This window comes from Streptacidiphilus pinicola (genome assembly GCF_003258295.1).
Classification (GTDB): Bacteria; Actinomycetota; Actinomycetes; order Streptomycetales; family Streptomycetaceae; genus Streptacidiphilus; species Streptacidiphilus pinicola.
Genome location: NZ_QKYN01000008.1, coordinates 22,434 through 34,337, shown reverse-complemented (window position 1 = coordinate 34,337; position 11,904 = coordinate 22,434). Strand labels below are relative to the sequence as shown.

At 72.9% G+C, this 11,904-nt stretch carries 11 protein-coding genes; 5 read left to right on the top strand and 6 right to left on the bottom strand.

Translation table 11 applies throughout. The annotated features are described in order from the left end of the window. Positions 1-138: 138 nt before the first annotated feature. The 4 genes from DN069_RS01595 to DN069_RS01580 all read right to left on the bottom strand — a co-directional run bounded on the left by DN069_RS01595 (position 139) and on the right by DN069_RS01580 (position 3,253). Complete coding sequence (locus tag DN069_RS01595) at positions 139-1,824, bottom strand: penicillin-binding transpeptidase domain-containing protein (protein WP_111498869.1); 1,686 nt, start codon at positions 1,822-1,824, stop codon at positions 139-141. 141 nt (positions 1,825-1,965) lie between these two features. Next, entirely contained in the window at positions 1,966-2,163 is a 198-nt protein-coding gene (locus tag DN069_RS01590; protein ID WP_111498868.1) for a hypothetical protein, read from the bottom strand. Positions 2,164-2,220: 57 nt separating this feature from the next. Then, positions 2,221-2,445 carry a translation initiation factor IF-1 gene (gene infA, locus DN069_RS01585; RefSeq protein ID WP_111498867.1) on the bottom strand — a complete coding sequence of 75 codons (225 nt, stop codon included), beginning with the start codon at positions 2,443-2,445 and terminating at the stop codon, positions 2,221-2,223. After that, on the bottom strand, positions 2,438-3,253 hold the full coding sequence (locus DN069_RS01580; protein WP_111498866.1) for a GNAT family N-acetyltransferase: 816 nt from the start codon (positions 3,251-3,253) through the stop codon (positions 2,438-2,440). Before DN069_RS01580 ends, infA begins: the two co-directional genes overlap by 8 nt. Positions 3,254-3,558: 305 nt before the next feature. On the opposite strand from DN069_RS01580, the gene DN069_RS01575 reads away from it, so the two are divergent. Both DN069_RS01575 and DN069_RS01570 read left to right on the top strand, forming a co-directional pair. Beyond that, positions 3,559-5,106, top strand: coding sequence for a long-chain-fatty-acid--CoA ligase (locus DN069_RS01575; protein ID WP_111498865.1), 1,548 nt, complete (start codon positions 3,559-3,561; stop codon positions 5,104-5,106). A 13-nt stretch (positions 5,107-5,119) separates the two neighbouring features. Then, positions 5,120-7,477 (top strand): FUSC family protein, encoded by a 2,358-nt coding sequence (locus DN069_RS01570; protein ID WP_243638830.1) that lies wholly within the window; start codon positions 5,120-5,122, stop codon positions 7,475-7,477. Positions 7,478-7,526: 49 nt separating this feature from the next. Here the strand turns inward: DN069_RS01570 and DN069_RS42285 are convergent, their stop codons facing one another. Continuing rightward, positions 7,527-7,658, bottom strand: a complete 132-nt coding sequence (locus DN069_RS42285; RefSeq protein ID WP_279387865.1) for a hypothetical protein — start codon at positions 7,656-7,658, stop codon at positions 7,527-7,529. A gap of 391 nt (positions 7,659-8,049) precedes the next feature. Here DN069_RS42285 and DN069_RS01565 point away from each other — a divergent pair, with 391 nt between their 5' ends. Genes DN069_RS01565 through DN069_RS01555 form a run of 3 tightly spaced genes read left to right on the top strand, consistent with a single transcriptional unit; the run spans position 8,050 to position 10,908 of the window. Next, positions 8,050-9,051 (top strand): ABC transporter substrate-binding protein, encoded by a 1,002-nt coding sequence (locus tag DN069_RS01565; protein WP_111498864.1) that lies wholly within the window; start codon positions 8,050-8,052, stop codon positions 9,049-9,051. 19 nt (positions 9,052-9,070) lie between these two features. Next, positions 9,071-10,102, top strand: coding sequence for a FecCD family ABC transporter permease (locus tag DN069_RS01560; protein WP_207892016.1), 1,032 nt, complete (start codon positions 9,071-9,073; stop codon positions 10,100-10,102). Then, positions 10,099-10,908 (top strand): ABC transporter ATP-binding protein, encoded by an 810-nt coding sequence (locus tag DN069_RS01555; protein ID WP_111498863.1) that lies wholly within the window; start codon positions 10,099-10,101, stop codon positions 10,906-10,908. Before DN069_RS01560 ends, DN069_RS01555 begins: the two co-directional genes overlap by 4 nt. Here DN069_RS01555 and meaB read toward each other — a convergent pair whose 3' ends face one another. After that, positions 10,909-11,904, bottom strand: a complete 996-nt coding sequence (meaB, locus tag DN069_RS01550) for a methylmalonyl Co-A mutase-associated GTPase MeaB (protein WP_111498862.1) — start codon at positions 11,902-11,904, stop codon at positions 10,909-10,911. It lies immediately after the preceding gene.

Genomic DNA, 11,904 nt, shown 5'->3' with positions numbered 1-11,904 from the left:
GGTGCGGCCGATTGAACTCTTGAAGTCATGTCAACGTCAAGAGCCCTGACCGGATATCAGAGAACGCTCTCTGCCATCAGGACTCGAACGCTGATCCCATCGGTCGGCCTTGCCGGCCGAACCTCTTGACGGTCCGCGTCAGCCCGCGGTGAGGACGTCGCGGGCGACGTAACCCGCGGAGAGGACGCCCTCCTTGCCGCCGATGACGAGGGCGTCGACGGCGAGGTGGTTGCTGGTGTCGTAGGCCGCGAACCAGCCGTTGGTGCTGGTCGCGGTCTCGGCCGTGCCGGTCTTGGCGCCGCCGTTGATGCCGGTCATCCGGGGCTCGGCGGTGCCGTAGGAGGCGGTGGCCGTGGTGACCATCATCTGGCGGAGCTCGGCGGCCGTGGTCGCCGAGATCGGGCGGGCGGCCGCCTGCTGCGGCAGGCCGGGGACGAGGATCGGCTGGTGGAACGCGGTGTCGGCGATGGTGGCCGCCACCGAGGCCATGGCGAGGGTGTTCATCGTCACCTGACCCTGGCCGATCGACTGCGCGGCGACCTGGTTGGTGCTGCCGTTCTCGTCCGGCACGTTGCCGTCGGTGGTGGGCACGCCGATGTTCCAGTCGCCGATGCCGAAGACGTCCTTGGCCTCCTCGCGCAGGTCGCCCGAGTGCAGCTTGGCCGTGGCCGCGTCGATGAACCCGGTGTTGCAGGAGATCGCGAAGTCCTTGGCGATGTCCGCGTTCGGGTCCTGTTCGTTCTGGAAGTTGTGGAAGGTCTGACCGTTGATCACGGTCTGCTTCACGCACGCGGACTTGTCGGACGGCCGCATCCCGGCCTTGTCGAAGAGCGCCGCCGAGGTGATCATCTTCATGGTCGAGCCGGGCGCCGCAGCGCCGTTGAACGCGGCGTCGCCGCCGCGGAATGCCATCGCGCGGATCTCGCCGCTGGTGTAGTCGATCGCCACCACGTCGGAGGGCATCGTGCCGATGTGCGAGTCCTTGACCGCCTTCTCGGCCGCGCCCTGCAGGCCGGCGTCGATCGTGGTCCCGATCGTGCCGGACACGGCCGGGTGGACGACGTGCAGCACCTTGACGGTCTTGCCGCTCTGGTCGGCGATCTCGACGCCCTCGCCCTGGGCGTGGGTCTGCTTGCCCGCGTAGCGGCTCTGCAGCGCGCTGATGACGCCGGCGAGCGACGGGTACGCCTTGGCGGTGAGCACGGCGCCGTGCCGGTCCACGATCTTCGCGGTGGTGGCCGGGATCTTGCCGTAGTCCAGCGTCTGCCCGTTCTGCAGCCCCGGGTAGAGCACGGACGGCTCCCAGTGGACCACCGGCTTGCCGTCTATCACCACGACGTCGGCGGTGCCCGCGTAGGCGAACGCGGCGCTGCCGAGGGTGGCCGTGGTGTGGAAGGTGGTCCGCACCGCGTGCGCCACGGCCGGGTCGGCGGCGCCCGCGGCGACGCCGGTGAACGCGACCTTGGAGGCGTGCAGGCCGGTCGCGTAGGACTGCAGCGAGGACTGCGCGGCCGCCGGCTGGTCGGTGGCCTGCGCGGCGGCGCTCAGGTTCGATCCCGCCCAGGAGGCGAGGAAGCCCTGCGTCGCGGCGGTCGCCTGGGCCGCGGTCGGCGTGGTGATCACGGGCACGTGGGCCGTCGCGGTCGCGGGCTTGTTACCGCCCGACTTGCCGGAGCCCGTGGAGGCGTAGACGGCGACGCCGCCCGCCCCCACGACGGTCACCCCGGCCACCGCCGCGATCAGCCACTTCCGGTTCCACCGCGGCTCGGGCGTGGGGTCGTTCCCGTTCCCCGACCACGTGGGCATGTCGAGGTCACGCTGCATGATCTCCCCAGAGAGGTGGACGAATCGGAAGCAATGGAGATCGTATGTGACCTCGGGGAGCGTTCCGCTCCTGGGGCGGGCTTGTAGATGGACTGTTACAAGGCTCACCACGTGGGTGCGGCGCGGGTGCGGACACGCGTCCTAGCAGCGAGCACCTGTCGCCTCGAGCTCCTGCATCCGACGCTCCAGCCCGGCCAACTCCCAGCGCAGGTGCTGGGTGTGGGCCGGGCGGAGGTAGAAGATCTCCCCGCGCAGATGCGCGGCCCGGGCCTTGAGCCGGGCCATCTCGGGCGTGACGGGGAGCTTCTCGGGTCGACGGAAGATGGTTGTCAAGCGCATCAACCCAGACTAGACGCCCGGTTTGACCCGATCTTCACCGGGGTGGGGTGATTGCTCTCACGTCCGGTAGCGGTACATGATCCGACCCCGGGTCAGGTCGTAGGGGCTGAGCTCCACCGACACCCGGTCGAACGGCAGGATCTTGATGTAGTTCTTCCGGATCTTCCCGCTGATGTGCGCGAGCACCTTGTGCCCGTTCTCCAACTCCACCGTGAAGGTGGCGTTGCGCAGGCATTCCAGGACGGTTCCCTCCACGAGGAGACCGTTGGCCGACTTAGTCACACTGACTCTTTTCCGTAGCTGAAACCATTTCGAGAATTCCGCCCGAGCAGCGGGCGTTCACACGTTCCATCAGGGTCCGGGCGGCGATGTTGGACTCGTCCGCCTCGGCCCAGACCGTCTCGGTCCCGGCGTCGTGCAGCGAGCCCAGCACCTCGGCGAGCAGCGCCCGGGCGATGCCCCGGCGCTGCTGCTCGGCCAGGACGGCGATCAGTCCGATCCGGGGCCGGCGGGTGACGGGCGCCACCCGGACCAGGCCGACGTAGCGCCCGTCCGCGTCGGCGACGGCGTACTTGGCGGGGTCGACGACGGTGACCCCCTCCGGTCGGGGCAGCACCTCGGCGGGCATGGTCCGCCAGCCGACTCCTGCCTCGACCTCCGCGCGGATCGCGCGGTCCAGCGCCCGCAGCGGCGCCTCCCGGGCCTGGCCGAGGGGCACGATCGTCACGCCCTCGGGCGCGCGGACCGCGTCGAGCCCGGTGACCCGCGGGTCGGTGGGCACGACGTACTCCCGTTCCCGGCGGCCGATCACGAGGCCCGCCCGCTGCCAGGCGGCGACGGTGTCCGGGTCGTCCGCGTCGACGACGGCGTGCAGGGGCGCGGGCAGGTCGGCCACGATCGCGGCGGCGAGCCGGTCGAAGACCGGGCTCTCCCACGCGTCGACGCTGACGAACATCCGCCCGTCGGGCCGTCGGCACGCGTCACCGCGCCCGGCCTCGCGGCCGCCGTCGAGGGCGAGCCACCGCGTCTCTCCGACACGGGCCACCGCGTCCCGGGAATCCGGGGAATTCGGGTCATCCGAAGCGCTCATAGGTCTGTCCTTTCGGGGTGCCTGAGAGAGGGCACTCCCGAGGACGCCTACGTCACTCGTGCACCGTGAAAGCAAGGGGGAGCACCCTCGTGGAAACGTTGTTCACGGGTCTCACCTCCTCGCGTGTGGTCACGGTGTCCAGCACGTTAGCAAGCTCCGGCCCGACGGCCAAACGGTTTTCGCTGCCACGGCGGTCGGGAACGGCTCGAGTGCGGTGGTCAAGGGTTGGGGGCAGAGTGTGATCGGGGCCGTCCGCGGGAAGAGCGCTGAGGCCAGCCCCTCCACACCGCCCTCCGGAAGGCGTCATGCTGAACCTGTCGGTCCTGCTCGAGGACTCCGCTCGCTCCCATCCCGACCGTGAGGCGCTGGTCCTCGGCTCGACGCGGCTCACCTACGCCGAGGTCGAGGCGGCCGCGAACCAGGTCGCCGACCTCCTGGTGGAGCGCGGCGTCCGGCCCGGCGACCGGATCGCGCTGAGCTGCCCGAACCTGCCGTGGTTCCCGATCGTCTACTTCGGCGTGCTCAAGGCGGGCGCGGTCGTCGTGCCGCTGAACGTGCTGCTCAAGACCCGCGAGATCGCCTACCACCTGCGGGACGCGGACGTCTCCGCCTACTTCTGCTTCGAGGGCACGCCCGAGCTGCCGATGGGTGCCGCCGGCTGGGCGGCGTTCCAGGAGGTCGCGGCGGTCGAGCAGTTCTTCCTGATCACCGCCGACCCGGCGGCGCCGAGCCCGATCGAGGGCGCGGAGACGCTGGGGGCCGCGGTCGCGGGCCGCAGCACCGTGTTCGACCCCGTGGCGACCGCGCCCGACGACACCGCGATCATCCTCTACACCTCGGGCACCACCGGCCAGGCCAAGGGCGCCGAGCTGTCCCACGCGAACACCATGCTGAACGTGGTCGCCTGCCACCGGATGTTCCGCAGCCTCCCGGCGACCGACAGCCACCTGCTCTGCCTGCCGCTGTTCCACACCTACGGCGCGACCATCCAGATGCACGCGGGCTTCTCGATGGCGGCCACGCTCCACCTGATGCCGCGGTTCGACCCGAAGGAGGCGGTGCGGCTGATGGCGACGGAGGAGATCACCTTCTTCGCGGGCGTCCCCACCATGTGGTGGGCGCTGCTCTCCGCACTCACCGACGAGGTCGACGTGGACCGGATAGCGCGGAACCTGCGGATCGGCGTCTCCGGCGGCGCGAGTCTGCCGGTGGAGATCATCCACCAGGTGCGGGACCGGCTGGGGGTGCAGATCCTCGAGGGCTACGGGCTCTCCGAGACCAGCCCGGTCGCCACCTTCAGCGACCCGGACCGGGAGCCGCGACCCGGCTCCATCGGCGTCCCGGTGTGGGGTGTCGCACTGAAGCTGATCAACGACGACTGGTCCGAGGTGACCGAGCCGGGCGCGGTCGGCGAGATCGCCGTCAAGGGCCACAACGTGATGAAGGGCTACTACAACCGCCCCGAGGCCACGGCCGAGGTGTTCCGGGACGGCTGGTTCCGCACCGGCGACCTGGCCCGCCGGGACGAGGACGGCTTCTACTACGTCGTGGACCGCTCCAAGGACATGATCATCCGTGGCGGCTTCAACGTGTACCCGCGCGAGATCGAGGAGGTGCTGATGACGCATCCCCAGATCAGCCTGGCCGCCGTCGTCGGGGTGCCGCACCCGACCCACGGCGAGGAGGTCAAGGCCTTCGTCATCCTGCGGCCCGGCGCCGAGGCCCCGTCGGAGGAGCTCGTCGCCTGGGGCCGGGAGCAGATGGCCGGGCACAAGTACCCGCGGATCGTGGAGATCGTCGACTCGCTGCCGATGACGGCCACCGGCAAGATCCTCAAGCGCGAGCTCACCTGACCGGAGTGCTCACGTGACCGAAGCGGAAGTGGAGCGTACCGACGTGACGGCGGAGCGGACCGGGCGGCGGCTGGTCGGGTGGCTGCGGGCGCACGACCCGGGGCTCGCGGCCACCCGGCGGGCCGCGCGGACGGCGCTGGTGATGCCGGCGCTGTTCGCGCTCTGCACCCAGGTGCTGCACTCCCCCACGATGGCGAGCTTCGCCGCGTTCGGATCCTTCTCGATGCTGCTGCTGGTCGACTACGGCGGCCCGATGGTGGAGCGGCTGCGCGCCCAGGCGGGGCTGGCGCTCGCGTGGGCCGTGCTGATCTGCGTCGGGACGCTGGCCGCGCGCCAGCTCTGGCTCTCGGTGCTGGCCACCGTCGTCGTGGCCTTCGTCGTGCTCTTCTCCGGCGTCGTCAGCTCGGTGCTGGCCGGCAGTGCGACGGCGCTGCTGCTCGCTTTCGTGCTGCCGGTCGCGACGCCCGTGCCGCTGTCCCAGCTGCCGGACCGGCTCGCGGGCGCGGGCCTGGCGGCGGCGGTGGCGCTGCCGGCCGTCGCGCTGCTGTGGCCGCGTCCCGTCGCCGATCCGCTGAGCGGACCCGCGGCCCGGGTCTGCCGGGCGGCGGCCGAGCGACTGCGCACGGACGTCGCCCACTCGCGGGGCGACGGACGGGCGGACGCCGACCACTGCCACGCCGTGGCCGAGCGGGCGGCGGCCGCGGGCGCGGAGCTGCGCCGGGCGTTCGACGCCACCCCGTACCGCCCCACCGGCCTGTCGACGAGCTCGCGGCTGCTGGTGCGCCTGGTCGACGAACTCACCTGGCTGAGCGCGATCCTCGCCGACCGCCCCGCCTACGCCGACCGCCGGCCCCCGTCCTGCGATCCGGCGGCCCGGGACGTACGGCTGGCCGCCGCCGAGGTCCTGGACGGCGCCGCCGATCTGCTGACCGACCTGCGCGGCGACGTCGGCGGGCTGCGGGACGGCATGAAGGGCCTGCGGGTGGCCATGTCCGCGATGGAGGACAGCTCCACCGTCCGGCTGCCCGTCGAGCGCCCCCTCGGGGAGGGCGCGGCGGAGGTCTACGGCTTCATCTCCACGCTCGACTTCTCCTTCCGCGCCCACGAGCTCGGCTTCGCCGTGCTGCAGATCGCGGGCAACGTCGACCTGGCGGCCACCGCCTGGCAGCGCGGCTGGCACGAGCGGCTGCTGGGCCACGAGCCCGGCACCCTGACGGCGCCGCTGGCCTCCGCCCGCGAGCGGGCCGCCGCGCACCTCGGCAGCGGCTCGGTGTGGCTGCACAACAGCCTGCGCGGCGGGGTCGGTCTGGGCCTGGCGGTGCTGCTCGCGAACCTGACCAGCGTTCAGCACTCGTTCTGGGTGCTGCTCGGCACCATCTCGGTGCTGCGCTCCAACGCGCTCAACACCGGGCAGAACGCGATGCGCGCGGTGCTGGGCACGGTGGTCGGCTCGATCCTGGGCGCCGGGCTGCTGCAGCTGATCGGCCATCACGGCAACGTGCTGTGGCTGCTGCTGCCGGTCGCCGTCCTGTTCGCGGGGATCGCCCCGGCGGCGATCTCCTTCACCGCCGGGCAGGCCGCGTTCACCGTCACGCTGGTGGTGCTGTTCAACGTCGGCCAGAACCCGGACTGGCACATCGTGCTGCTGCGGCTCCAGGACATCGGCCTGGGCTGCGCGGTGAGCGTCGTGGTCGCCCTGTTCTTCTGGCCGCGCGGCGCCGCGGCCGCCGTGGACCGGGCGCTCGCCCAGGCCTACACCGACAGCGCCCGCTACCTCTCCGGGGCCGTCTCCTACGCGCTCGGCCACTGCGAGACCGCCGGGACCGCGCCCGGACCGGCGCAGCAGGAACCGGAGCGGGAGAGCCGCGAGGCGGCGGCCTCCGCACGCCGCCTCGACGACGCGTTCCGCAGCTACCTGGCCGAGCGCGGCGCCAAACCGGTCTCGCTGGCCGACATGACCACCCTGGTCACCGGCGTCGTGGGCCTGCGCCTCGCCGCCGACGCGGTGCTGTCGCTGTGGCGCGACTGCGCCCGGACGCGCGTCTCGGCCGACCAGACCGAGGCGCACCGCGCGGTCCTGGGCGCGGCGGCCCGCGTCACCGACTGGTACCGCGGCCTGGCCGCGAGCCTGGACGAACACACGCCCGTCCCCCCGCCCGTGCCACTGCGTCCGGAGGCCGCGGCCCGCCTGGTCGCCTCCGTACGTACCGACCTGGTCGACCGCACCGGCCTGGCCACCGCGACGGCGGTCCGCGTCATCTGGACCGCCGACCACGTGGACGTCGCCCGCCGCCTCCAACCCTCCCTCGCCGACGCCGCCCACGACGGCGCGTCCCAGGCCGCCCCGGCACCGGTCCCGACATCGGCGTAGTGCGGGTCAGTTGAAGCCCGAGTCGAACCCGCCGGGCCCAGGCGAGCACTCAGCGCGCCGCCTCCAGCAGCGCGGCGTTGCCGCACTCCAGTTGCTTCGCCGCGCCATGGGGCCAGGACGGGGCGAAGATCGCGGAGCAGGGGTCGCACCCGGCCTGCCCGTTGGCCCGGATGCTGCCCACCCGCGCCAACGGCCAGCCCGCGTGGGGCCTCCTGGTTCGGTCTGCCCCGGACCGCCCCGACCTCCGCTGACCAGGCCTCATGCCCGACCCGGCCAGGGGCGGCCGGGCCGGGGGTGCTAGTCTGCCTGGGCCGGAAAACCCGCACAGCCATGCAGGTTTCCGGCAGCGCGCCAGGCAGCGAAGCCGGTGACGTCCGCCCGGCGGACCATTCCGGCGCTGTCCCGCAACTGTGAGGGCCCACCCGAGCGTGGCCCGAGCCAGGTCGCCTCCTGCCGCGTTGACGACATCGACCCTCGTGGGAAGGGGCGGTCCGTTTCTGTCGGCGCGCGATCCGCCTGCGCCGCCCGTCGACGGATTGGCTTCTTCCCGCCCCTCGGGAGGAAGCAACCCCATGGCGCACCCACCTGTCCGGCTCCGGCCGATCGTCCGTGCCGTCTCGGCGGCGACCGCCGTGCTCGCCGCCGTGACGGTCGTCGCGGGCTGCAGCTCCTCGCCCTCCGCCTCCGGCCCGTCTTCGTCGAGCTCAGTGGCCGCGTCCACGACGGCCGCCGCCGCGTCGTTCCCGGTCACGGTGAACGCCTCGAACGGCAAGGTCACCGTCAAGAGCGCGCCGCAGCACATCGTCTCGCTCTCGCCGACCGCGACCGAGGACCTCTACGCCGTCGGCGCGGGCAAGCAGGTCGTCGCGGTCGACCAGACCTCGAACTACCCGTCCGGTGTGCCCGTCACCAGCCTGAGCGGGCTCACGCCCAACCTCGAGGCGATCGTCAAGTACCAGCCCGACCTGGTCGTCGCCTCCCAGGACTCCGGCGGCCTGGTGGCGGGCCTGACAAAGCTGGGCGTGCCGGTGCTGATCGAGCCCGCCGCCGCCACGCTGGACGCCGCCTACGCGCAGATCGAGCAGATCGGCCGGGCCACCGGCCACGCCGACCAGGCTGCGCAGACCGTCTCCGGCATGAAGACGAAGATCGCGGCCGCCGTGAAGCAGGCCGGGAACAGCCACGCGGACCTCAGCTACTACTGGGAGATCAGCGCCAACCCGTACTACTCGGCGACCTCGGCCACCTTCGTGGGCCAGATCGCCTCGCTGTTCGGTCTGAAGAACATCGCCGACAAGGCGGACAAGGCGGCGGACGGCGGCTACCCGCAGCTGTCGCAGGAGTACATCGTCGCGGCGCAGCCGCAGCTGGTCTTCCTGTCCGACAACGAGGCCTCCGACGGCGGCCAGTCCCCGGCGGTCGTCGCGGCGCGCCCGGGCTGGTCCGGGATCCTGGCGGTGAAGACCCGGCAGATCGTCGGCCTCAACGACGACGAGGCCTCCCGCTGGGGCCCGCGCCTGCCGGAGCTGGTCGCCCAGATCGCGCAGGCGGTCGAGAAGGCCTCCGGCAAGTGAGCCCCCGGGGGCCGCGGCCGTGAGCCGCTCCGGAACGCGGGTCAGGGCGGCACGGGCCTACGTGATCGCGGCGGTCTTCCTGGCCGTCGCGGTCCTGGTGGGCGCCATGGCCGGTGCGGCGGACCTCAATCCGTCGGCGACGGCGACCGCCCTGCTGAACCGCCTGCCGCTGGTCCACCTCTCCTCCGGGCTGAGCCCGTTGGACCAGGCGGTGCTGTTCCAGATCCGGCTGCCGCGGGTCGTCCTCGGCGCGCTGGTCGGCGGGGCGCTGTCGCTGGCGGGCGCCGGGTACCAGGGCGTGTTCCGCAACCCCCTGGTCGACTCCTCGCTGCTGGGCTCCTCCGCCGGCGCGGGGCTCGGCGCGACGCTGGCCATCGTCTATCTCGGCCCCTCCGCCCCCGCGGCCGTGCCGGTGGCCGCGTTCGTGGGCTCGCTGGTCGGTGTGGCCGTCGCCTACCTGGCGGGCGCGGCGGGCGGGCCGGGCACCTCGACGCTGCTGCTGGCGGGGCTGGCGGTGTCGATGTTCCTGACGGCCGTTCAGACCTACGTGCTGCAGCGGTCCACCCAGGACATCCAGCAGGTCTACTCGTGGCTGCTGGGCTCGCTCTCGGCCGCGACCTGGCACCAGACCACGCAGATCCTGCCGTATCTGGCGGTCGCCGTGACCGCCGTGCTGCTGCACGGGCGGCACCTGGACGTGCTCTCGGTCGGCGACGAGGAGGCGCGCTCGCTGGGCCTGCACCCGCACCGGATCCGGCTGGTGGTCGTGGCCGGCTGCGCGTTGGCCGCGGCGAGCGCCGTGGCGGTCAGCGGACTGATCGGGTTCGTCGGGATCGTCGTGCCGCACGCGGTGCGCCGGCTGGCCGGGACGTCCTACCGGCGGGTCCTGCCGCTCTCGCTGCTCTTCGGCGCCGGGTTCCTGGTGCTGGCCGACACCGTGGCCCGCACCGTCGCCGCGCCCGCCGAGCTGCCCATCGGGGTGGTCACCGCACTGATCGGCTCGCCCGCCTTCGTCTGGATCCTGCGCTCCACCCGGTCGGTGCGCACATGACCGCCGTGGCCGCGCCGGGTCTGCAGGTCTCCGGCGTGGACGTGGACCTGGAACGGAGGCCCGTCGTGCGCGAGGTCTCCTGCACCGTCGCGCAGGGCGGCTGGCTGGCACTGATCGGGCCCAACGGGGCCGGCAAGTCGACGCTGCTGCGCGCCCTCGCCGGTCTGCTCCCGCACCGCGGCTCCGTCGTCGTGGACGGCACCGACGTGGGCAGGCTCAGGGCCCGGGAGCGGGCCCGGCTGATCGGCTACGTGCCGCAGGCCCCGCTGCTGCCGCCGGACATGACGGTCCAGGACTACGTGCTGCTGGGCCGCACTCCGCACCTCGGCTACCTGGCCAACCCCGGCGAGCGCGACCGCGCGGCCACCCGCCGCACCCTGGACGCCCTCGACCTCGGCCGCCTCGCCGAGCGCCGCCTCTCCCAGCTCTCCGGCGGCGAGCGCCAACGCGCCGCACTGGCCCGGGCGCTGGCCCAGGAGCCGCGACTGCTGCTGCTCGACGAGCCCACCTCCGCGCTGGACCTCGGCCACCAGCAGCACGTCCTCGACCTCGTGGACGGGCTGCGCCGCACCGAGCGGCTGACCGTGGTCACCACCCTGCACGACCTGACCACCGCCGCCCAGTACGCGGACCGGCTGGTCCTGCTCCACCGGGGCCGCGTCGAGGCGGGCGGCACGCCCGCGGAGGTGGTGACGCAGGACGTCATCGCCCGCGTCTACGACGCGCGCGTCACGGTGACGTCGGACCCCGACGGCCGCCCCGTCGTCACCCCGCTGCGCGGCGGACCGCCCGCCTCAGGACGCTGATCAGGACGTTGCGGAGCGGGTCCGGTCGAACGCCGCCAGAATCCGCTGGGCGGCCAGCGTCGCCGTCAACTCGCCCTCACGGACCTGGGCTTCGAGCTCGGGGGCGAGCGCGCGGACCGTCGGGTCGCCGTGCAGCCGGCCGAGCAGCTCGTCGGTGACCATGGACCAGGCCCACTCCACCTGCTGGGCGCGGCGCTTGGCCGTCAGGCGGCCGGTGCCGTCGAGCAGGGCGCGGTGCTGTTCGAGCCGCTCCCAGACCTGCTCCAGGCCCGTGGACTCCCTGGCGCTGCAGCTGAGGACGGGGACGGTCCAGGCGGGGTCGGCGGGGTGCATCAGCCGCAGCGCGCCCGCCAGTTCACGCGCGGCGCCGCGCGCCTCGCGCTCGTGCGGGCCGTCGGCCTTGTTGACGGCGATGACGTCGGCGAGCTCCAGCACGCCCTTCTTGATGCCCTGCAGCTGGTCGCCGGTGCGGGCCAGGCTGAGCAGCAGAAAGGAGTCGACCATGCCGGCGACCGTCGTCTCCGACTGGCCGACGCCGACGGTCTCCACCAGCACCACGTCGTAGCCCGCGGCCTCCATCACGACCATCGACTCGCGCGTGGCCTTGGCGACCCCGCCGAGCGTGCCGGCGCTCGGCGAGGGGCGCACGAACGCGGCCGGATCGACGGCGAGGCGCTCCATGCGGGTCTTGTCGCCGAGGATCGACCCGCCGGTCCGGGTGGACGACGGGTCGACGGCGAGCACCGCGACCCGGTGGCCGAGCCCCGTCAGCATGCTGCCGAAGGCGTCGATGAAGGTGGACTTGCCCACCCCCGGCACGCCGGTGATGCCGATCCTGCGGGCCTGTCCGGTGTGCGGCAGCAGCTCGGTCAGCAGCTGCTGGGCGAGCGCCCGGTGGTCGGGCCGGGTGGACTCGACGAGGGTCACGGCGCGGGCGACGAACGCCCGCTTCCCGTCGAGCACACCCTTGACGTAGGCGTCGAGGTCGATGCCCAC